This is a genomic window from Candidatus Burkholderia verschuerenii (assembly GCF_001189365.1).
In the GTDB taxonomy this organism is placed as follows: domain Bacteria; phylum Pseudomonadota; class Gammaproteobacteria; order Burkholderiales; family Burkholderiaceae; genus Caballeronia; species Caballeronia verschuerenii.
In genome coordinates, this window is sequence record NZ_LFJJ01000079.1 from 1 (window position 1) to 21,963 (window position 21,963).

The 21,963-nt window shown below is 63.7% G+C and carries 22 protein-coding genes; 10 read left to right on the plus strand and 12 right to left on the minus strand.

All coding sequences use genetic code 11. The features are described from left to right. Positions 1–217: 217 nt before the first annotated feature. The 12 genes from araH to mpl all read right to left on the minus strand — a co-directional run bounded on the left by araH (position 218) and on the right by mpl (position 13,477). Positions 218–1,234 carry an L-arabinose ABC transporter permease AraH gene (gene araH / locus BVER_RS14965; protein ID WP_050453986.1) on the minus strand — a complete coding sequence of 339 codons (1,017 nt, stop codon included), beginning with the start codon at positions 1,232–1,234 and terminating at the stop codon, positions 218–220. A gap of 18 nt (positions 1,235–1,252) precedes the next feature. Continuing rightward, positions 1,253–2,767, minus strand: a complete 1,515-nt coding sequence (gene araG, locus BVER_RS14970) for an L-arabinose ABC transporter ATP-binding protein AraG (RefSeq protein ID WP_050453987.1) — start codon at positions 2,765–2,767, stop codon at positions 1,253–1,255. Positions 2,768–2,825: 58 nt separating this feature from the next. After that, entirely contained in the window at positions 2,826–3,833 is a 1,008-nt protein-coding gene (locus tag BVER_RS14975) for an arabinose ABC transporter substrate-binding protein (protein ID WP_050453988.1), read from the minus strand. 121 nt (positions 3,834–3,954) lie between these two features. Then, entirely contained in the window at positions 3,955–4,734 is a 780-nt protein-coding gene (locus BVER_RS14980) for an SDR family oxidoreductase (protein ID WP_050453989.1), read from the minus strand. Then, positions 4,731–5,408 (minus strand): 2-dehydro-3-deoxy-6-phosphogalactonate aldolase, encoded by a 678-nt coding sequence (locus BVER_RS14985; protein ID WP_050453990.1) that lies wholly within the window; start codon positions 5,406–5,408, stop codon positions 4,731–4,733. The genes BVER_RS14980 and BVER_RS14985 overlap by 4 nt, the downstream gene beginning before the upstream one ends. 15 nt (positions 5,409–5,423) lie before the next feature. Continuing rightward, complete coding sequence (locus BVER_RS14990) at positions 5,424–6,389, minus strand: 2-dehydro-3-deoxygalactonokinase (RefSeq protein ID WP_083452199.1); 966 nt, start codon at positions 6,387–6,389, stop codon at positions 5,424–5,426. Next, positions 6,386–7,333: an IclR family transcriptional regulator gene (locus BVER_RS14995; RefSeq protein ID WP_050453991.1), complete on the minus strand. Its 948-nt coding sequence runs from the start codon at positions 7,331–7,333 to the stop codon at positions 6,386–6,388. The genes BVER_RS14990 and BVER_RS14995 overlap by 4 nt, the downstream gene beginning before the upstream one ends. 397 nt (positions 7,334–7,730) lie before the next feature. Next, a complete protein-coding gene (gene mtgA / locus BVER_RS15000) occupies positions 7,731–8,486 on the minus strand; it encodes a monofunctional biosynthetic peptidoglycan transglycosylase (RefSeq protein WP_083452200.1) in 756 nt (251 codons plus the stop codon). Further along, on the minus strand, positions 8,486–9,334 hold the full coding sequence (gene aroE / locus BVER_RS15005) for a shikimate dehydrogenase (RefSeq protein ID WP_050453992.1): 849 nt from the start codon (positions 9,332–9,334) through the stop codon (positions 8,486–8,488). The genes mtgA and aroE overlap by 1 nt, the downstream gene beginning before the upstream one ends. Further along, on the minus strand, positions 9,331–11,400 hold the full coding sequence (locus BVER_RS15010; RefSeq protein WP_050453993.1) for a ribonuclease catalytic domain-containing protein: 2,070 nt from the start codon (positions 11,398–11,400) through the stop codon (positions 9,331–9,333). The genes aroE and BVER_RS15010 overlap by 4 nt, the downstream gene beginning before the upstream one ends. A gap of 68 nt (positions 11,401–11,468) precedes the next feature. After that, positions 11,469–12,068 (minus strand): YqiA/YcfP family alpha/beta fold hydrolase, encoded by a 600-nt coding sequence (locus tag BVER_RS15015; protein ID WP_050453994.1) that lies wholly within the window; start codon positions 12,066–12,068, stop codon positions 11,469–11,471. Beyond that, positions 12,065–13,477: a UDP-N-acetylmuramate:L-alanyl-gamma-D-glutamyl-meso-diaminopimelate ligase gene (mpl, locus tag BVER_RS15020; protein ID WP_232316559.1), complete on the minus strand. Its 1,413-nt coding sequence runs from the start codon at positions 13,475–13,477 to the stop codon at positions 12,065–12,067. Before mpl ends, BVER_RS15015 begins: the two co-directional genes overlap by 4 nt. 176 nt (positions 13,478–13,653) lie before the next feature. On the opposite strand from mpl, the gene BVER_RS15025 reads away from it, so the two are divergent. The 10 genes from BVER_RS15025 (at position 13,654) to BVER_RS15065 (ending at position 21,843) form a co-directional block, all read left to right on the plus strand. After that, the gene (locus tag BVER_RS15025; protein ID WP_050453995.1) at positions 13,654–14,289 is read left to right on the plus strand and encodes a hypothetical protein; all 636 of its coding nucleotides are present in this window, start codon (positions 13,654–13,656) and stop codon (positions 14,287–14,289) included. A gap of 35 nt (positions 14,290–14,324) precedes the next feature. Then, positions 14,325–14,864: a TlpA family protein disulfide reductase gene (locus BVER_RS15030; protein ID WP_050453996.1), complete on the plus strand. Its 540-nt coding sequence runs from the start codon at positions 14,325–14,327 to the stop codon at positions 14,862–14,864. A gap of 316 nt (positions 14,865–15,180) precedes the next feature. Next, positions 15,181–15,339, plus strand: coding sequence for a hypothetical protein (locus tag BVER_RS31580; RefSeq protein ID WP_157056077.1), 159 nt, complete (start codon positions 15,181–15,183; stop codon positions 15,337–15,339). 73 nt (positions 15,340–15,412) lie between these two features. Further along, positions 15,413–15,889, plus strand: coding sequence for an acetyl-CoA carboxylase biotin carboxyl carrier protein (accB, locus tag BVER_RS15035; RefSeq protein WP_050453997.1), 477 nt, complete (start codon positions 15,413–15,415; stop codon positions 15,887–15,889). Positions 15,890–16,050: 161 nt separating this feature from the next. Further along, positions 16,051–17,427 (plus strand): acetyl-CoA carboxylase biotin carboxylase subunit, encoded by a 1,377-nt coding sequence (gene accC / locus BVER_RS15040; protein WP_050453998.1) that lies wholly within the window; start codon positions 16,051–16,053, stop codon positions 17,425–17,427. Between the two features lie 39 nt (positions 17,428–17,466). Next, positions 17,467–18,369 (plus strand): 50S ribosomal protein L11 methyltransferase, encoded by a 903-nt coding sequence (gene prmA, locus BVER_RS15045; protein ID WP_050453999.1) that lies wholly within the window; start codon positions 17,467–17,469, stop codon positions 18,367–18,369. Between the two features lie 49 nt (positions 18,370–18,418). Next, entirely contained in the window at positions 18,419–19,687 is a 1,269-nt protein-coding gene (locus tag BVER_RS15050; protein ID WP_050454000.1) for a zinc-ribbon and DUF3426 domain-containing protein, read from the plus strand. Between the two features lie 132 nt (positions 19,688–19,819). Next, on the plus strand, positions 19,820–20,320 hold the full coding sequence (gene tpx / locus BVER_RS15055) for a thiol peroxidase (RefSeq protein ID WP_050454001.1): 501 nt from the start codon (positions 19,820–19,822) through the stop codon (positions 20,318–20,320). 77 nt (positions 20,321–20,397) lie between these two features. Continuing rightward, positions 20,398–21,336 (plus strand): carbohydrate kinase family protein, encoded by a 939-nt coding sequence (locus BVER_RS15060; protein WP_050454002.1) that lies wholly within the window; start codon positions 20,398–20,400, stop codon positions 21,334–21,336. A gap of 18 nt (positions 21,337–21,354) precedes the next feature. Further along, a complete protein-coding gene (locus BVER_RS15065) occupies positions 21,355–21,843 on the plus strand; it encodes an outer membrane lipoprotein (RefSeq protein WP_050454003.1) in 489 nt (162 codons plus the stop codon). Positions 21,844–21,963 lie beyond the last annotated feature (120 nt).

Genomic DNA, 21,963 nt, shown 5'->3' on the forward strand with positions numbered 1-21,963 from the left:
CGCGTCGCCACTCGATATGACAAACTCGCCCACAGCTACCTCACCTTTGTCTCCATCGTGTCTGCCTTCGGGCCGCTCTTAAATGTAAACAGGACCTAGGATCGGCCAAGCGGCTTTCTTTGGTCACTTTCTTTGCCGCCGCAAAGAAAGTGACCCCTCCGCCGGGGCGGCGGTTACTGAAAATACAGCGCGACAAGAGGACCATCGCACGAAAACCTCAATCCCGCCCGCCCCGATTCTTCAACTGATCCAGCAAAACAGCAGCAAGCAAAATAGCCCCCCGCACAAGATACTGATAAAACGCATCGATATTGAGAAGGTTCATGACGTTCTCAACAGTACCCATAATAAGCACGCCGATCACAACACCGGAAATCGTAGCGCGCCCGCCAAGCAAAGAAACACCACCGAGCACGCAAGCAGAAATCACGTTCAGCTCGAAGCCTTCAGCCGCATTAGGCTGCCCCGAAGTAATCCGCGAAGCGAGAATCACCCCTGCAAGAGCCGTCACCGCGCCCTGAATCAAAAAGATCCACACACGCGTCCGCTCGACATTAATCCCCGCGAGCCGCGAGGCTTCAGGATTCCCACCGATAGCCAGCGTATTACGCCCATAAACAGTCTGATTGAGCAGCACGCCGAACACGATAAAGCAAGCCAACGTCACCCAGATCGGCAGCGAAATGCCGAGCATCGACAAACCGCCAAGCGCGATAAACGTATCCGACGACACCCCCACCGCCTGTCCGTGCGACACGATAAACCCGAGCCCGCGCACGATTTCCATCGTGGCCAGCGTGGTGATCAGCGCATTGATCCGCAGATAAGCGATCACCGCGCCATTCACGAAGCCGATCACCGACCCAGCCGCCACGGCGGCAATGATCGCGATAAACGTGTTGTTCGTCGCGTTCAGGACCATCGCGCACAACACGCCCGCGAAGGCGATCGTCGAGCCCACCGACAAGTCGAAATCGCGCGACGCGAGACAGAACATCATCGTGCACGCGACCATGCCGATCTGCGAGATCGACAGCGCGAGACCCAGCATGTTCTCGATCGAAAAGAAGTGATCGACGGTCAACGACATCGTGACGAACATCACCACGAAAATCACGATCAGGCTGTATTCCGTAACCTGTTGCCACCACTTCTGCTTGTCGTTCTTCTGCGGGATCAGCGTATTCGCGACTGTTTCGGCCGCCTGCCCCACGATGTTTTCTCTTGCTTCCATGTCCGCCTCCGCTCCTCTTTACGCTGCCTTCGCCGTTGTGTCCGCCTGCGGCAGCGCAAGACTCAACACTGATTGTTCATTCGCTTGTCCGCGCGGCAATTCGCCCGCAATCCGTCCCTGACGCATCACGATCACGCGATCCGACACGCCCAGCACTTCCGGCAATTCCGATGAAATCATCACGATCGCGCAGCCGCGTTCGGCAAGCTGATAGATCACGTTATAGATTTCGTGCTTCGCGCCGACGTCGATGCCGCGCGTCGGTTCATCGAGAATCACGACCTTGAGATCCGGCTCCGCGAGCCAGCGCGACAAAATCGCCTTCTGCTGATTCCCGCCCGACAAAAACCGAATCCGCTGACGGCGGCTCGGCGTCTTGATCTTCAGCAACTGGATGAAACGATCCGCCGTCTGCGCTTCCTTCTTGCGATCGAGAAACAAGCCACTGCGCAAGTAATGTCGACGGCACGAAATATTGATGTTCTCCGCGACCGTCGCCATCGCGACGATGCCCTCTTCCTTGCGATCCTCCGGACACAGCACGATGCCGTGACGAATCGCCTCGCCGGTGCTGCGAACGCGGATCGGCTGGCCGTCGAGTTCGATGTCGCCGCCCTTCTTCTTGTCCGCGCCGTAGACGAGGTGCATCAGTTCGCTGCGGCCCGCGCCGACCAGACCGAAGAAGCCGACGATTTCACCGCGCTTCACATCGAAAGTCGCGGGCGCGCTCAATGCATCGCCGAGCACGTTCTTCACGGAAAAACGCACGTCGCCCAGCGGACGCGAACGATAGTTGTAGATATCGCTGATTTCGCGTCCGACCATTTCCTGCACGAGCGTGTCGCGCGGCACGTCGGCCATCGCGTGATGCGACGCGATCTTGCGGCCATCGCGGAAAATCGTGCACGCATCGCACAGTTCGTAAATCTCGTCCATCTGATGCGAGATGTAGATCAGCGCGCGGTTGTCGGCCTTCAGATCGCGCACGAGCTTGAACAGCACTTCCGTCTCGCGATGCGACAGCGACGACGTCGGTTCATCCAACGCAATCACGCGCGCATTGCGCAGCAGCGCCTTGCAGATTTCGACCATCTGCCGCTGCGCGATGGAGAGCTTGCGCAGCTTCGCATTCGGATCGAGATCGACGCCCATCGCGGCGAGCCGTTGCGCGACGTGCTGCTTGGCCGCGCGCTTGTTGACCCAGCCGAGCCGGTTCGGCAACGCGCCGAGCAGCAGATTCTCGGACACGGTCAAATCGGGCACGTACTGCAACTCCTGGTGAATCACCGCGATGCCCGACGCGATCGACGCCGCCGCACTCGCGAACTTCACTTCCTTTTCATCGACGAGCACGCGCCCCGAATCGGGCTGATACTCGCCGCCGAGAATCTTCAGCAAGGTCGATTTGCCCGCGCCGTTCTCGCCCATCAAACCGTGAACTTCGCCGGCATTGACGTCGAACGACACGCCGTCGAGCGCGCGCACGCCTGGAAACACCTTGCCGATATTGTCAAAACGCAGCGTCGCTGACACATCGCCTCCTTTGTTGCGAAGCGCGGGCCGCTTTCGAAACGCGGCCCGCGATGCACGTTTAGTTCGAAGCCAGACCCATCTGCTGACGCACCGACGACACGTTGTCACGCGTCGCCAACATGCCGGTCGTGCGTGTGAGCGCGGGCGGCGCCTTGCGGTCCTTGATCCATGCGTACATCAGTTCGGACGTCTCTTCGCCATGGCGCTTCGGGCTGATGATCACGGTGCCGTAGAAGCCCGTCGGATTCGGCTTCTTGAACTCGTTCAACGCCGAGTCCGATCCGCCAATGCCGATACCGATCATGTTGTCCGCCTTGAAGCCACGGCCTTCCGCCGCGCGCACCGCGCCGAGCACGCCTTCGTCGTTCAGCGCATAGGCGACCCAGTGCTTGTACTTCGGGTTCTTCGTCAGCGCGATATTGGCCGCGTTGAAGGCGTTTTCCGTGTCGGTCTTGGCTTGCGGCGCCATCACGATGTTCGCCTTCGGGAAACCGGCGGCGACGAGCGCGTCGGTCGCGCCCGAGGTGCGGTCATGCGCGGTCGGCAGCTGTTCGTAGGTCACGTCGATCGCGCCGACATCCTTCATGTCCCAGCCGCGCTTCTTGATTTCGGCGGCGATACCGTCGCCCACCTGCTTGCCGATGTTGTATGCCGAGATGCCCATATGCGGCACGGCTTCGATCGGCTTGCCGGAACCGTCGACGAGACGGTCGTCGACGGTCATCATCTTGAGCTTGTCGGCCTTCGCCTTGGCGACGATGCCCGGCCCGAGCTTCACATCCGGCGTGCAGATGATGAAGCCTTGCGCCTTCTGCGCCGCGAGGTTGTCGATGGCGCTCATCACCTTTTCGCCCGACGGCGCGCCGATCTTCACCAGCGTGAAGCCCTTCTCCTTCGCCGCCATTTCCGCGAACTTCCATTCGTCCTGGAACCACGGTTCTTCCGGCTGCTTCACGAGGAAGCCGATCTTGACGTCGTCGGCGGCCTGCGCGACGGGCGCGGCGATCATGCTTGCACTCGTGGCCGTGGCAGCGGCGATCAGCGTGAGGAACAGTCTGCGTTTCATCTTTTGTCTCCCGACTTCTTCCGTTTTTTCAAAGATGCCCGCGTGCGGGCGCTACGAAGGTGTTGGCCGTGTCTTGGTTTTGGTCATGCGCGCACCAACGGCCAGTGCGTCATTCCTTTCGTCAATCGTGGTACAGCGCGCTCCGTCCGCCATCCACGGTGATGCAACTCGCATTGATAAACGGCGCTTCGTCCGATGCCAGGAACACCGCCGTCATCGCCACTTCCCGCGGCTGGCCGATGCGCTTCATCGGCTGCAAATCGAGCGTGGCCTGTCGCGCGGCTTGCGGATCGCTTTGCGAATCCCACCAGTCGAGCGTCAATTGCGTTTCGATATAATCCGGCGCGATCGCATTCACGCGCACGTTGTTCGGCGCGTATTCGATACCGAGCGCGCGCGTCAGTCCGATCACGCCGTGCTTCGCCACCGGATACGGAAAGCACCCTGGAATGATCTTGAAGCTATGCGTCGAGGCGATATTCACGATGCAGCCACGCTCGCGCTCGACCATGCCCGGCAGCACCGCGCGACAGCCGTTCCACACGCCGTCGAAATCGACCGCGAAGCAGCGCTTCCAGTCGTCGTCGGTCATCGTCAGCGGATCGCAGAACACGTTGATGCCCGCGTTGTTCACCAGCACGTCGAGCGGGCCGAATTGCGCTTCGGTCTGCGCGACGGCATCTTTCACCGACGCGCTTTGCGTCACGTCCGTTTGCACCGCGACGACACGCGCGCCGCTCACTTCCGACGCGATCCGTTCGGCCGTCGCGCGCGCAGTCTCGATATCCAGTTCGGCCAGCGCGACGCACGCGCCTTCGCGCGCGAACGCCAGCGCGATCGCCGCGCCGATGCCGCGTCCGGCGCCGGTGATCATCGCGACTTTGCCGGCGAGACGGTTCATCGCTTGTCGCCTCGCGAAACGATCAGGCCGTCGAAGAACGCCTTTGCGTTTTGCGCCGTCGCATCCGCGCTTTGGCCCGGATTGTACAGCGCCGATCCCAGCCCGAAACCGTTCGCGCCCGCGCTGAAAAACGGTCCCATGTTGTCGGGCGAAATGCCGCCGACCGGCACCAGCGGCACGTTCTTCGCGATCACCGCGCGCCATGCCTTCACGACGACCGGCCCGAGTTGCTCGGCGGGAAACATCTTCAGAACGTCCGCGCCGTGCTTGAGCGCATCGAACGCTTCCGACGGCGTCGCGACGCCCGGCGCGCACGCGAGCCCAAGCGACTTCGCCGCGCGGATCACGTCGCCGTCGCTGTGCGGCATCACGATCAGTTCGCCGCCCGCGCTCTTCACGCTATCGACGTAACTCGGATGCAGCACCGTTCCCGCTCCGACGATGGCGTCGGCGGGCAAAGCCTTGCGGATCGCGGAAATGCTGTCGAACGGCTGCGGCGAATTCAGCGGCACTTCGAGGATGCGAAAGCCAGCTTCGTACAGCACGCGCGCGTGATCGGCGGCTTCGGCTGGTGTGATGCCGCGCAGAATCGCGATCAGCGGACATGCCGCGAAGGCCTTCGACAAGCCGTCGTGCATCGCATACGGCGCGGGCAGAGTGATGGGAGGCTGCATCGTGTTCGCTCCTGCTCAGGCCGCGCGCGCGGGCGATGTCGCCAGCCCCGCCTGCGCGGCGATTCCATAAAGGCCGCGCTCGGTGGCGTGCGCGACCGTCTTGGCGTCGTGGCATCCGAAACGCGCCAGCGCCGCGCGATAGCGGTCGCACAACGCATCGTTGCCGATCAGACGCAGCGTCTTGCCGGCCAGCGTCGCCTGTTCGCGCGCCAGCACTTCGTTGAGTCCGCGCAATTCGTGGCCGATCAACAGTCCCGACAGATAATCCGGCTGCTGTTCCGCCGACAACTCGCCGGTCAGGCCGAGCGTGCGCGTGCTGAAAATCGTCGCCAGCAGGCCGGGATGACCGGCATCGTGCGCGGTGTCGACGCCGCGCAGAAACGAGGTTTGATCGGGCGTCGAGCTCGGATGCATCGTGCGGCCGAGAATCGTGTGATCGCGCAGCGCGCCGAAGGTCTCGCCCGTCATGAACGTATAGAAGCGTTCGATGCGGCCATCGCGCACGAACGCCCATTTCGCGTGCGTGCCCGGCAGGCCGATCAGCGCGCCGCTGGTCGCATCGAGCGATGCGTCGCTGGCGAGCGCGCCGAAGATTTGCGTCTCCTCGCCGCGCATCACGTTGGGCAGCGTGCCGCGTTCCAGCACGCCCGGCACCACATGCACGATCACGCCGCGCGCCGCCGTCACCTTGACGATGCCCGCGACCAGCGCATCGGCGCCCGCCGGCGTTTCGACATACGGCGCCTCGACCCAGCCTTGCGCGCTGCCGACCATGCCCGCCGCGACGACCGGCAAGCGCGGATGCGCATCGAGCCACGCGCCGCATGTTTCCTCGAAGGCCTGATCGAAACCGCCGGCCGGCAGCTTCATGATTCCCGCCGACGACGCGCGCGTGTCGAGCGCCGAGCCATCGCTGGCGATCAGATAGGCGCGCAGGGATGTGGTGCCCCAGTCGAGCGCAATGAGTGCGGGTTGGGTCATCGCTTGATCCTGCGTGCGGCTTGCGGCGCGCGCCAGCCGAGTTCTTCGGAGATCGCGCGCGCTTCGCGCTGGATCACCGGAATCAGTTCTTCCATGCGTTCGTGCGGCATATAGGGAATGGTGCTCGCGACCGACAAGGCCGCCACGATCGCGCCGGACACATCGCGCACGGGCGCGGCGACGCAGCGGATCGACGCTTCGTTTTCTTCGAGATCGAAGGTGAATCCGCCCTGCGAATAGCGCGTCATGCGTTGCAGGAACGTTTCGATATCCGGACGGCCGTCGGGACGGAAGCTCTTGCGCTCCAGCGCCTTGTGCGACGCTTCGAGCAGCCGCTTCCACGCATTCGCTTCGAGATCGAGCATCATCGCCTTGCCGATGCCGGTCGACGCCAGCGGCATCCGATGCCCGACGCGCGAACGCATTTCCAGCCCGCGCGTGCCCGGAATCTTGTCGATGTAGAGCACGTCGTCGCCGTCGCGCACGCCCAGGTGAATCGTGTCCTGCGTGTGATCGGCCAACGCCTGCAAATGCGGACGCGCGACCGCCGTCAGCGGCATTTGTTCGAGCGCGATGGTGCCGAGTTCGATCAGCTTCGGCCCGAGCAGATAGCCGCCCTGCACTTGCCTCAGATAACGCGCCTGCACCAGCGAACTCACCAGCCGATGCGTCGTGCTGCGCGTCGTGCCGAGCGCCGCGCCGAACGCACGCAGATCGCGCGCGCCGTTGGCGGCGACTTCGAGCACGGCGAGACCGCGCAAGAGCGTCTGCGTGCCGGCTTGCTGCGGCGTGATGTCGACCAGCGCGCTCGGCAGCGCGATCGCGTCGGGATCGCGGCTTTCGCCGTCGTGCGCGTGCTTGCCGTTCGCTTTCTTCGCGGCGGCGGCGGATGGCAGCGCGTCGTCGTCGTGGACTTCGGTGTCGATGCTCTGAAGTTTGTTCATGGCGCTCGTTCCTCGAATGATCCCGGCCGATATCAGGCGGCGCGCGGCAAGGTTTCGCGATGGGCGATCATCGAAGCAAGATGACGCGCGATGAAACGTGAGGCAGCGTGGAAATCGTGCGGCACAACCCGCGAGCGCGGGCGAGCGATCGAATGCATGACGTGTCTCCGTTTTGTACTTTGTCGCGCGGATCGGGAAGGAATCGAAGCCCGTTCCTGCGTCCGCGCGGGTGCCATCTGGCTGTGGTTCGGATTTTAGGACGGGCCTTCTCGAAAATTCAATATGTGATCGTCATGCTCACATAATGGGAGGAAAACTGACAAACGTAAGCCGTCGAAAAACAAAAAAGCCCCGATGAATCAGGGCTTTATGGTGTTTAGTGACGCCGGTCAAATGTTTATTTGGGAAGCTCCGCCGCGCCCATTCGGCGCGCGATCACGCCGCTGCGCTGCGACAAATACGCCGAGTTGCGATGCTCGTCGTAGTACTTCGGACGTGGCAGCATGACGGCGAGCCGCGCGCTTTGCCACGCGGTCAATTTCGCCGCCGACGTGTTGTAGTAGTGCTGCGCGGCAGCCTCCGCGCCGTACACGCCGTTGCCCCATTCCACCGAATTCAGATAGATCTCGAGGATGCGTTCCTTGTCCATCCAGAACTCGAGCATGCAGGTGATGACCAGCTCCTGCGCCTTGCGGATATAACTCTTCTCCCGCGACAAGAATAGATTGCGCGCCAGTTGCTGCGAGATCGTCGAGCCGCCCCACACGATGCGCCCGCGCGTCTTGTTGCGCTCCCACGCCTGCAAAATGGCGTCGGTTTCGTAGCCGTTGTTGTTGACGAAATTGGCATCTTCGGACGCGATGATCGCGCGCTTCAGATTGCGCGAAATCTGGTCGTACGGCACCCATGTCCGTTGCAGCGAGATGCCGGGATGCGTCTTCTGCAAGGTCCAGGCATCGGCGCGAATGAAGGCGGTTTCGCCGGGATTCACGTAATTCCAGATGCCGATCTGCACGAAGAAATACAGTTGCGTCGCGAATGCCGCGATGGCGAGCACCGACACGCCGTACATGATCCAGCGCGCCCGCCCGAGCTTCGCCGCGCGACGCGTGCGCGGCGGCGAACTTCGCATGCCGGACGGCGCGGTGGTCATCAGACGCGGGCGGTGAGTTTGCCGCGCAATTCGCGCAGCACCGCGCCGCCGTCCGGACGCACGCCGCGCCAGATGAAGAACGATTCGGCGGCCTGCTCGACCAGCATGCCGAGGCCATCGGCGACGCGCGCGCCGAGCGTGGCCGCGTGCGCCATGAAGACCGTCGGCTTGGGGCTGTACATCATGTCGTAGGCGAGCGTGGCCGCGCCGAATGCGCGATCGTCGCAATCGGGCAGCGCGGCGTCGAGGCTGCCCGCCGTCGCGTTGATGACGACATCGTATGCGCCCGGCTCGATGCTTTCCGCGCCGCCGCCCGACAACCGCACGCCTGCATCGCCCGCGTTCGACGCGAACTGTTCGACGAGTTGCGCCGCCTTCGCCGCCGTGCGATTGACGATGGTCAACGCCGCCGGCGCGCGATCGAAGATCGGCAGCACGACGCCGCACGCCGCGCCGCCCGCGCCCAGCAGCAACACGCGCGCATTGTTCAGGCTGACGCCGAGATTCACTTCGATATCGCGCACCAGGCCGACGCCATCGGTGTTGTCGCCGTGCACGCCGTCCGGTCCGAACGACAGCATATTCACCGCGCCCGCCGCCGCCGCGCGCGGCGACAGCGAATCGGCGAAGGCGTGGGCATCGAGCTTGAAGGGCACGGTGACGTTCATCCCGCGCCCGCCCGCCGCGATAAAGCGACGCGCTTCCTGCTCGAAACCGCCGAGCGGGCCGAGAATGCGGCCGTACTCGATCGGCTCGCCGGTCTGCTCCGCGAAACGCGCGTGAATCCACGGCGATTTGCTGTGCTCGATCGGATTGCCGATCACCGCGTACTGATCTTTCTGGCTCATTGTTTCGGTTCCTGCGCGTCGCTGGACGGCTCGGGCTGAGATTCAGGCTCAGACTGCGACTCCGGCGACGCCTCGGCCTGCGCTTCAGCTTCGCTTTCGGCGGACAGATCGGTCGCGTCGATGATCTCCTCCTCGCCCTCGTCTTCCTCGACCGGCGCGGCCGCCGTCGGCGCGTCGATCACGTGCAAAAGACGGCACGACGCTTCGACCGTGAGTTCATCGATCGATACGACTTCGAGCATCACGCGCGTGCCGCGCGCGTGCACGCCGAGTCCGGGCACATGCAGGATCAGCGGGATTTCATCGAGACGAACCAGATCGTCCTTGATGACGGAGCCCGGCACCTGCCTGCGATTCTCCTGCTTCAGCCAGCGCAGACACCAGAAATACTCCATGCGGCGCTGATGATCGGCGTACGCGGTGTAGGTATCGTCGAAGCCCTGCATGACGGCGAACAGATCCGCGTCCTTCGGCTTGAACGGCGCGGCGAGCTTGGCCGTCACGCCGTGCTGCACGCACGCGAGCAACTGCCACTGATTCACCAGATCGACGTAACGACGCAGCGGCGACGTGCTCCACGCATATTGCGCGACGCCCAGACCTTCGTGCGGCGCGGGCGTGGTCTGCATGCGCGTGCGCTTCGGACCGGGACCGCCGAGACCGCGCTGCGATCGATAAATGCCCGGCACGCCATGATCGTTGAGGAACGCGCCCCACGACGAGTTGGCGAGAATCGCCAGTTCCGCGACGATCAGATCGAGCGGCGAGCCGCGACGGCGCGGCGTGATCGTGATGTGCTCGCCTTCGACGTAGAAGTTGAAGTCGTTATTGCGCTGAACTTCGCGCTTCAGCCCGTAAGTCGCGCGCACCTGCTGACGCTTTTCGAACAGCGCCTGCGCGAGCGGCCACAGCACGGCGATGTCTTCCTTGTGCGGATAATCGCCGGTGCCCGCCGCGAGCGTCTCTTCGGTGACATGCTCGTCGAGATGGTTGTGACGCAGGTTGCTCTTGACGAACACGCGCTCGGCGCGCGTTTCGGTGGCGACGATTTCCTGCGACTCGCGATTCACGATGATGTACAGCGACAGCGCCGGACGCAGCCCGCCTTCCGCGAGCGTGAACACGTCGACGACGTTGTCCGGCAGCATCGTGATCTTGTCGCCGGGCATGTAGACCGTGGACAGACGCGTGCGCGCGATCGCATCGACGCCATCGCCGCGCGCGATGCCGAGCGCCGGCGCCGCGATATGGATCCCGACGCGCACGCGGCCATCGGCCAGATCCTGCACGGAGAAGGCGTCGTCGATTTCAGTCGTGGTGACGTCGTCGATGGAAAAGGCTTCGACGTCGGCTTCAGGCAAGTCTTCCGGCAATTCGCCCGGCTGCACCGACGGAAAGCCGATGCCGTGCGGGAAAAACTCCGACAGGAACCGCGCCTCGTGCAACGCCCGCGCCGACGCGATGCCGCCGCATTCGAGCATCAGCCGCGCCTGCGAAATGCTGCGCGCCGCCGCCGCCGCCTCGAGCGCCTTGTATTCGCTCGAATTCTTGTCGGGCTTGGTGAGCAGGCCGATCGCCTTGTCCTTCAGCGCCTCGGGCAGCGTGCCCGCCTTCAGCTCTTCCTCCCAGCCCGCCTGCACCAGCGCCTGCTGACGCTTGCGTTCGAGCGATGCCAGCGCCATCTGCAATTGTTCCTGCGGCGCGCGCTGATATTGCCCGCGACCCTTGCGACGGAAATAGACCGGCGCGCCGTGCATGCGCAACACGAGCGCGGCGCGTTCCGTCGGGCCGAACTTGTCACCGAAGTAATCCGCGCCGAGCGACGCGAACGGGAATTCGTCCTCGGGCGCGCATTCCCACAGGAAATCCAGATCGATGTCCTGCGCGATGGCATCGGCTTCCTGCATCAATTCGCTCGCCGCCGGCTTGTCGAATTCGATCAGCACATCTTTTGCGCGGACTTTCGCACGGCGTCCGCCGGGCAGTTCGACCTGAAATGCGTCGCCCTGCTTCGACAACACCGATCCAGCCTTGAAACTACCCGATTCCTCGAAGAAAACGTTCACTCAATACTCTCGTCAAACGGTGGACCAGTCGCTCGACCTGCGCCGGCCTGGAAAATGGATTCGGATGCTTATGCGGCGGCGGGTGTCACCGCGGGCGGCGGCTCGCGTCCGCAAAACGCGAGAACGTCGTCCAGATACTGCGGAAAATCGCTGATCGCGTGATCGCCGCCCTGAATCAGCGTAGTTCGCACGCCGGGATAATGGGCGAGCATCGTGCGGTAATCGAGCACTTCGTCGCCCGTCGCGGCGATCAGGAAGTAGCGCTCGGGGCGCGTGATCGTCGCAACGCTCAACGCGCGCAGTTCGTCGAGATGACGCGGCAACACGGTGATGCTGCCGCCGCCGTGCCACAACGGCTGCTCGCCGAGATAATGGCTCAGATCGTCCTGCGGCACGACCGCCGGATTCAGCAGCACCGCGCGCCAGCCGTGCTTTTCGGCGAGCCAGTTGGCGTAGAAGCCGCCGAGCGAACTGCCGACGACCGTCACCGCATCGGGATGCGCGTCGGCCGCAACGGATTCCGCCAGCGCGATGGCTTCGGCGGGCGAAACGGGCAAGACCGGACACTGCCATTCGCCCAGCCTGCCGAGTTCGGCGAGGCGCGCACGCATCACGCGCGCCTTGAACGATTGGGGCGAGGAGCGAAAGCCGTGCAGGTAGAGAATCACGCCGTTCCTTTGTTCGTTGATGCCGCGCAGCGCGCCGACAGCGCGTCCAGCAGCTTCTGATGCACGCCGCCGAAACCGCCGTTGCTCATCACGAGAACGTGATCGCCGGGACGCGCGGCCGCCGTGACCGCCTTCACCAGAGGGTCGATTTCGTTGAACGCCTGCGCCTTCGCGCCGAGCGGCGACAGCGCGTCGGCGAGATCCCAGCCGAGCTTGTCGCGGCCTTCGCGCGCGCCGTAGCCGAACACGAGGTCGGCGTCGGCGAGGCTCGACGGCAGTTGCGCCTTCATCGTGCCGAGCTTCATCGTGTTGGAGCGCGGTTCGAGCACGGCGAGGATGCGCGATGCACCGACGCGCGTGCGCAATCCGGCGATGGTCGTGTCGATCGCGGTCGGATGATGCGCGAAATCGTCGTACACGGTGACGCCATCGACGCTGCCCTTCACTTCCATGCGCCGCTTGACGTTGCGGAAGCTCGACAGCGACTTGACCGACTGCGCCGCCGGCACGCCGACCGAGCGCGCCGCCGCGATCGCCGCGAGCGCGTTCATGCGATTGTGCTCGCCCTGCACCTGCCAGTCGACCACGCCCTGACGCGCGCCTTCCCAGTACACGGCGAACTGTTCGTCGACGGTCGCGCCATCGGTCGCGGGCAAGGCTTGCCAGCCGCCTTCGACGCCGAAACGCTCGACGCCGGACCAGCATCCGCGCGTCAGCACGCGTTCGAGCGCCGCCTCGCGGCCGTTCGTCACGATGCGTCCGACGCCCGGCACCGTGCGCACGAGATGATGAAATTGCGTTTCGATGGCGGCGAGATCGGGGAAGATATCGGCGTGATCGAATTCGAGATTGTTGAGCACCGCCGTGCGCGGCCGATAGTGGACGAACTTCGAGCGCTTGTCGAAGAACGCGGTGTCGTACTCGTCGGCTTCGATGACGAAGAAGCTCGAATCGGTCAGCCGCGCCGAAATACCGAAGTTCAGCGGCACGCCGCCGATCAGAAAACCGGGATTCAGGCCCGCGTCTTCGAGCAGCCAGGCGAGCATGGAACTGGTGGTGGTCTTGCCGTGCGTGCCGGCGACCGCGAGCACCCATTTGCCGTTCAGCACATGCTCGCCGAGCCATTGCGGACCGGACACATACGGCAGACCGCGATTGAGGATTTCCTCCATCAGCGGATTGTCGCGCGTGACCACGTTGCCGATCACGAACAGATCGGGTTCGAGGGAAAGCTGCTCGGGACCGTAACCTTCGATCAGTTCGATGCCCTGGGCTTCGAGCTGCGTGCTCATCGGCGGATAGACGCCGGCATCGCAGCCGGTGACCTTGTGGCCCGCTTCGCGCGCCAGGACGGCGAGTCCGCCCATGAAGGTGCCGCAGATGCCGAGGATGTGGATGTGGATGTGCATAAACCGTGTCGCGCCGCGCGGGCGAAAGAGAAGCGAGAAACATGGAACGGCGCCTGCGGCAAACTCATCCACGAGGCGCCTGAAGCATCATATTGTAACCGAGCGCGCGCGGCCGCTTTACACCGTGTCAGGCGCACGGCAAACGGGCCGCCGGGCTTATCTAGTATGATTCCCGCATGGTCCGCAAATCACATTTCGATCCGCAGCGCGTGCGCGAGGAAATCGCCATCGCGGCCGCCAGGATGATCGCCGAGGACGGCCTCGACTACGCAACGGCCAAGCGCAAAGCGGCGCGGCAGGTGGTCGGCGAGTTGAAGATCGGCGGCGAATTCCTGCCCGATAACGATCAGATCGAAGAAGAAATCCGCGAGTATCAAGCCATTTTCCAGAGCGAGAGCCAGCCGGCGGTGCTGCGCCGCATGCGCGAGGCCGCGCTCGACTGGATGGACCGGCTCGCGCCCTTCGATCCCTATCTGACCGGCGCGGTGCTCAACGGCACGGCGAGCGAGCATTCCGACATCCATCTGCAATGTTTCTGCGACAACCCGAAGGAAGTCGCCATTTATCTGCTGAACGCGAACCTGCAGTACGACGTGTCCGAGACGCGGCATTTCGCGGGACGCGGCTATGTCGAAACGCTGAGCTTTCTGCATCGCGTGCGCGGCGAGGAGCCGGTCGGCGTGCATATCGCGCTGTACGGCCCGAACGATCTGCGCGCCGACGGGCGCGGCAAACTGGCGCGCGCGAATGCCGCGACCGTGCGCACGCTGCTCGATCATCCCGATACCCCGCCGCTCGAAATAGGCGGCTGAATTCAAGACGCAATCAAGACGCAAACCCGACGCACATGAAAACCACACGCATTCTCGCGGCGCTCGTCGTCGCGGTCGCCGCGACGATCGGCGGCTTCTACGCGGGCCATGTCTTCACCGGCGGCGATTCCGTCGCCGCGACGCCGCCGGCCGGCAATCCCGTCGATCAACTCTGGCAGGCGACGCCGCCGGGCGCATCGGGCACCGCGCAGCCGCTGGCATCGTTCAAGGGCAAGCCGGTCGTGGTCAACTTCTGGGCGTCGTGGTGCGGGCCGTGCGTCAAGGAAATGCCGGCACTATCGGCGATGCAGCGCGAATATCAGAAGAAGGGCATCACCTTTATCGGGCTGGGCGTGGACAGCGAAAAGAACGTCAACGACTTCCTGAAGAAGGTTCACGTCGACTATCCGGTGTACATCACCGGGCTCGGCGGCGCGGATCTTGCACGCAGTTTCGGCAATAATGCCGGCGGCCTGCCATTTACGGTCGTTATCGACGCAAAAGAGACAGTTCGCTCGACGAAATTGGGCGAAGTCAACGAAGCGGAACTCAAAAAGACGCTGGACGCGCTGTAAAAATTCGCTGCTTCGTTGCGCGGGCTTTTCGTAAGTAGGCAGCGAATTAGCGGACCTTACGCGCATTTTGCGGGAACTTCGCCCTGTTGTCTTAGTCACGGTGGTAATTTTTCCCAGCGAATCAGATAAGCTCGCACCGTAAAACTAGACAAAATTCTCTAAACGGCGCTAAAGTGCGCCCAATTCCGCACAACCCGAAGCGACCATGATCTCTTTGCCCGTGCCGCGAGGCCACGTTGCCACGAAGTCCGCCAGCCGCGACCGCAGCGGGCGTGTTCAGGCAACCGGAAGGAAGTCAGCGCGCACGTCGGGTTGCATGTCATTCGGATATACGCTGCAAAGCGACCATGCGGGCGCGTTCGGAGTGAACGACCGCCGCGTGCCGATCGATTCCGCCGCCGTTTTTTCCGCCGACGCGCACGTATCGAACTTGCGTGCTCGCGACGGACGGCTGGCCGCGCCGGTTCGCGGCTGAGCAGTCAGAACACCCATAAGCCAAGTCGAGCACCGGACCGCCCGGGCTCCAAGTATTGAAATGGGAATTTTCGATGGACCTTCGTAAACTGAAAACGCTGATCGACCTCGTCTCCGAGTCCGGTATTTCGGAACTGGAAGTGACCGAGGGCGAAGGCAAGGTTCGCATCGTCAAGAACGCCGCGCCGGTCTACATGGCCGCGCCGCAGCAGTTCGCGCCGCAGGCCGCGCCCGCACCGCATTTCGGCGGCGCAGCCGATGCCGGCGCGGTCGCACCGACGGGCGGCGCGACGCCGGTTCCCGCCGCCGTGCAGGGCCATGTCGTGACCTCGCCGATGGTCGGCTCGTTCTACCGCGCGCCGTCGCCGGGCGCGGACCCGTTCGTGCAGGTCGGCGATACGGTGAAGGAAGGCCAGACCCTGTGCATCATCGAAGCGATGAAGCTCCTGAACGAAATCGAAGCCGACAAGTCTGGCGTCGTGAAGGAAATCCTCGTCGAGAACGGTCAGGCGGTCGAATACGGCCAGCCGCTCTTCGTGATCGGCGACTAAAGGCGCCTGAGCCGTGCGCCGAATGCCCTTCGCGTTTGCGCCGCCCGGCTTGAGTGTCAGGCATGCGCGCTGCGTTCCGGAGCGATCCGTCGAACCGCGCGCCGCCCATCCGAATCCCGAGGGCCGCTCGCGCGAGCCCGTTGATGAGCCGACCCACAACCATGTTTGAAAAAATTCTCATTGCGAACCGCGGCGAAATCGCGCTTCGCATCCAGCGCGCGTGCCGCGAGCTGGGCGTCAAGACAGTCGTCGTCTATTCCGAAGCCGACAAGGAAGCGAAGTACGTCAAGTTGGCCGACGAAGCCGTGTGTATCGGACCGGCGCCGTCCAACCTCTCCTACCTGAACATGCCGGCGCTGATCAGCGCGGCCGAAGTCACCGACGCCGAAGCGATCCATCCCGGCTACGGCTTTCTCTCCGAAAACGCAGACTTCGCCGAACGCGTCGAGCAATCGGGCTTCACGTTCATCGGCCCGCGTCCCGAGACCATTCGCCTGATGGGCGACAAGGTCACCGCCAAGCAGACCATGATCAAGACCGGCGTGCCGTGCGTGCCGGGCTCGGAAGGCGCGTTGCCGGACGATCCGAAGGAAATCGTGCGCATTGCGCGTTCGATCGGCTATCCGGTGATCATCAAGGCGGCGGGCGGCGGCGGTGGCCGCGGCATGCGCGTGGTGCACACGGAAGCGGCGCTCGTCAACGCGGTCAACATGACGCGCGAAGAAGCGGGCCGCGCCTTCGGCAATCCGCAGGTCTACATGGAGAAGTTCCTGGAGAACCCGCGTCACATCGAGATTCAGGTGCTGTCGGACTCGTTCCGCAACGCGCTGTGGCTCGGCGAGCGCGACTGCTCCATGCAGCGCCGTCACCAGAAAGTGATCGAGGAAGCGCCGGCGCCGGGCATTCCGCGCCGTCTGATCGAGCGGATCGGCGATCGTTGCGCCGACGCGTGCAAGAAGATGGGCTATCTCGGCGCGGGCACGTTCGAATTCCTGTACGAGAACAACGAGTTCTACTTCATCGAGATGAACACGCGCGTGCAGGTGGAGCATCCGGTGACGGAGCTCATCACCGGTATCGATATTGTGCAGGAACAGATCCGGATCGCGGCGGGCGAGAAGATCAACATCCGCCAGAAGGACATTCAGTTCCGTGGCCACGCCATCGAATGCCGCGTGAACGCCGAAGATCCGTTCAAGTTCACGCCGTCGCCGGGACGCATCACCGCGTGGCACACGCCGGGCGGCCCGGGCATCCGCGTCGATTCGCACGCATACGCAAACTACTTCGTTCCGCCGAACTACGATTCGATGATCGGCAAGCTGATCGCTTACGGCGCGACGCGCGAACAGGCAATCAACCGCATGCGCATCGCGCTGTCGGAGATGGTGGTCGAAGGCATTCAGACGAACATTCCGCTGCATCGCGAGTTGATGATCGATGCGAAGTTCGTCGAAGGCGGCACGAGCATCCACTATCTCGAGAACAAGCTGGCGGCGCGTCAGGCGGCCGTGGCCGAAGAAACGCCTGCGCGTTAAGCGCGACGATCAGCATCACAAGCAAGCAAGAGAAAGAGCATGAGTTACCGGGAATTGATCGCCGAACTGGACCGCGAACACGCGGAAGCGCTGTCGGATGCGCTGCTGGAAATCGGCGCGCTGTCGGTATCGGTCGAAGACGCCGATGCCGATACGCCCGACGAACAGCCGCTGTTCGGCGAGCCGGGACTCGTGCCTGAGAAAAGCGCGTGGAATCGCTCGCGCGTGGTCGCGCTGCTGGCCGAGGACGCCGATCCCGCCGTGCTGCTGACCGCCGCCGCGAACGATATCGGGCTGAAGGACACGCCCGCTTTTACGCTGCGCGACGTCGAGGAACAGGATTGGGTGCGTCTGACGCAGGCGCAGTTCGATCCGATTTCCATCGGCGAACGCATCTGGGTCGTGCCGTCGTGGCATGACGCGCCGGACCCGAACGCGCTCGTGCTCGAACTCGATCCAGGTCTCGCATTCGGCACCGGCAGCCATCCGACCACGCGTCTGTGCATGGAATGGCTGGAGCAATCGGTGAAGCCGGGGCAATCGCTGCTCGATTACGGCTGCGGCTCCGGCATCCTCGCGATTCTCGCGAAGAAATGCGGCGCGAATCCGGTCCACGGCATCGATATCGATCCGCAAGCGGTCGAATCGGCGCGTCACAACAGCGAGCGCAACCGCGCCGACGTCGCGTACGGTTTGCCCGACGAATGTCCCGCCGGCGAGTTCGATATCGTGGTCGCGAATATCCTGTCGAATCCGCTCAAGCTGATGGCGTCGATGCTCGCATCGAAGGTGAAACCGGGCGGCAGAATCGCGTTGTCGGGCGTGCTCGCGCGTCAGGCCGACGAGGTCGCGGCGGCTTACGCGAAGTGGATCGACATCGGCGTATGGCGCGAGCACGAAGGCTGGGTATGCCTTGCCGGAACTCGGCGCGAAAGCCATTAGAATAGCGCCATCATCATCCACGATCCGGCCGCGAGGCCAATGGCTCCATATGGCGCTGGCTACCCGCTGCCCACACTGCGAAACCGTATTCAAACTCGATCCGCACCTGCTCGCGCCACATGACGGCCGCGTGCGCTGCGGACATTGTCAGGAAGTCTTCGACGCCGCGCATCATCGCTTCGAGCTGCCCGACGACGACAGCGCGTCCGACGAAGCGCAGCACGCCGCCATTCTCGACGACGATATCGCCATCGGCCCGTCGCCGACGCCGGTATCCAAAACCGACGGCGCGCCGAACAAGCCGAAAGTCGCCGCGCCGCGCACGCTGGATGTCGGCGCATCGCTGGGCAACCGTCGGCCCGTGCCGCCGCGCCCTGCCGCTCTGCTGCCCGTTTCCCCTTCGCCCGACGACGACAACGATCGCACCGTCCACGCCGGCAAGCCCGCATCGAACGCGGCCGCCAACGAACCCGCGCCGCCGCCCGCCGATCCCGATCGCGTGAAGCAGTTCGTGCGCGTGAAAGCGCAACCATCCGACGATCAACCCGGCTCGCAGGCGCGCGCAAAGCCGCCGCTGCGTCCGGTCGATCCGCCGACCGAGGAATCGTCGCCGTTCGTCGATCCGGTCGACGATCGCGCGGAGCCGTTTATCGGCCCGGGACGCAGGACGCCGGAACCGCCGCCGCCCCCGCGCCCCGCGCCCACGCCGGCGCCCGCCTGGCGCGACGACGACGAACCCGGTTTCGGCACCGAAGCGGCGGGCATCGGCCATCCGGCCAGCGCCAACGAAGCGTTCCCGGTCAGCCACGAAGCCTACGCCGCGCCCGTGCACTGGACGAAGCATAAAGGCTGGCGCGTCGTCGGCGCGGTGCTGGCGGTGCTGCTCACGCTGCTGCTGATCGTGCAGGCGGCGTGGTGGCTGCGCGAGGACGTGATGGTCATGGTGCCCGGCACGCACACGCTGTACGCGCAAGCGTGCGACGAAATCGGTTGCGCGATCGCGCCGCCGCGCGATATCGACGGCCTGCAGATCGAGATGTCCGGCCTGCGTCAGATCGACGGTCCGCACAAGCTCGAATTGAAGCTGTCGCTGCGCAATCGTCTGGATGTCGCGCTGGCGTATCCCGCGCTCGAACTCACGCTGCTCGACAACAACAACGTCGCGGTGCGGCGCGTGCTGTGGCCGCAGGAATATGCGCGACCGGGTACGATATTCGCCATCGGCCTGCCGCCGCAGAGCGCGCAGCCGATCGTCGTCCGGCTCGATACCGGCGACGCGGTCGCCGCGAATTACAGGGTTCAGGTGTTCTATCCGTGACGCGACACGGCTCGAGCCGGCGCGCATCGCACGAACCTGATCCATACGACGCGCGCGCCGTTGTCCTCGCACGAGACACGGCGCGCGCGATTTCATCTGTCAGCATCTGACACATCCTCTGGAGAGCGCAACATGAGTCAAGTCACCCTCGGCGGCAATCCCATCGACGTGAGCGGCAGTTTTCCGGGCGTGGGACAACAAGCGCCGGACTTCACGCTGGTCGGCGCGGATCTCGGCGATCTGAAGCTCTCGAGCTTCGCGGGCAAGCGCAAGGTGCTGAACATCGTGCCGAGTCTGGACACGCCGACCTGCGCCACCTCGACGCGCAAGTTCAACGAATCGGCCGGCAAGCTGGACAACACGGTGGTCGTGGTCGTGTCGGGCGATCTGCCCTTCGCGATGAAGCGTTTCTGCGCGACCGAAGGCATCGAGAACGTCGTGTCGGCATCGGCGTTTCGCGGTCATGAGTTCGCGCAGGCGTATGGCGTGGACATCACGAGCGGCCCGTTGCGCGGTCTGACGGCGCGCGCCGTCGTCGTGCTCGACGAGAACGACCGCGTGCTGCACTCGGAACTCGTGTCCGAGATCAAGCAGGAACCGAACTACGACGCAGCACTCGCCGCGCTGAAGTAAACACGCAATGCGTGTCCGGATCGCGGCTGCGTATGCGCAATCTTTTTCCCGGATCGAATTCTTAAAGGACGTTTGCCTTGGCTACGCTCATCTGCGGCTCGCTCGCCTACGACAACATCATGACCTTCCAGGGACGCTTCGGCGATCACATCCTGCCGGATCAGGTGCATATGCTGAACATCAGCTTCCTGGTTCCGACGATGCGTCGCAACTTCGGCGGCTGCGCGGGCAACATCGCGTATTCGCTGAAGCTGCTCGGCGGCGAGGCGAAGATCATGGCGACGCTCGGCGAGGCGGACGCGCAGTTGTATATCGATCGTCTGGATGCGCTCGGTTTGTCGAAGGAATACGTGCGCGTGCTGCCCGATCAGCACTCGGCGCAATGCTTCATCACGACCGATCTCGCGAACAATCAGATCACGGCGTTCCATCCAGGCGCGATGATGGAATCGCACCTCAACCGCGCCGACGAAGCGCGCGGCATTTCGCTCGGCATCGTCGCGCCGGACGGGGCACAAGGAATGCGCGATCACGCCGAAGGACTCGCGAAGTCGGGCGTGCCGTTCGTCTTCGATCCGGGCCAAGGGCTGTCGATTCTCGAAGGTGTAGAACTTTGTCGCATGATTGAACTCGCCACCTACGTGGCGGTCAACGATTACGAAGCCAAGTTGTTGAGCAACAAGACCGGATGGTCGATCGAAGACATCATGAGCCGCGTCAAGGCGCTCATTGTTACGCGCGGTGAACACGGCGCACAGATCTATCATGAAGACGGCGTGCTGGAAGTGCCGGCCGTGAAGGCGCAGCAGGTGGTCGATCCGACCGGCTGCGGCGATGCTTTCCGCGGCGGCCTCCTTTACGGCATCGAAAATAAGCTTGGCTGGGAAAAGACGGGGCGTCTCGCGAGCCTGATGGGCGCATTGAAAATCGAACATCAAGGTCCGCAAACTTACGCGCCTACGCGCGCCGACATTGAACAGCGTTACCAGCAGGCTTTCGGTAGCAGCCTGTCGTGATTGATTTGGAGTAAAGGAATGAAAACGGTAAGTCACATTAGTCGTTTCGCGCTGGCTGCAGCGCTCATCGGCTCGGTGGCCATGACGGGCTGCGCCTACAACAGCAGTTCGCCCGACGTGTACACGTCATCGCAGGCGCAGCGCGAGGAAACCGTCCGCATGGCGACGGTCGAAAGCGTGCGCGGCGTGAAGATCAGCAGCAACAACGGTCAGCCGAGCGGTCTCGGCGCGATCGGCGGCGGCGCGCTGGGCGGCGTCGCGGCGGCGAGCGCGATCGGCGGCGGCAACGGTTCGATCATCGCGGGCATCATCGGCGGTCTGGCGGGCGCGGTCGCGGGTAACGCGGTCGAGAACAACGTCGCCACCAAGAACGGGCTGGAGATCACCGTGCGTCTCGACAACGGCGACATGCGTGCGATCACTCAGACGTCGAACGGCGAAGTGTTCCAGACGGGCGAGCGGGTTCGCCTGCTGTCGAGCGGCGGCGTGACGCGTGTCACGCACTAGGCTCTGTTCACATTTGAAGAAATGTGTTTACATCTCATCTTTTGCGTAAGCGATCAAGATGAGTCGAATGTTGCTGACCGATGAGATATGGGGACGACTGGAGTCCATTGTTCCGGGTAA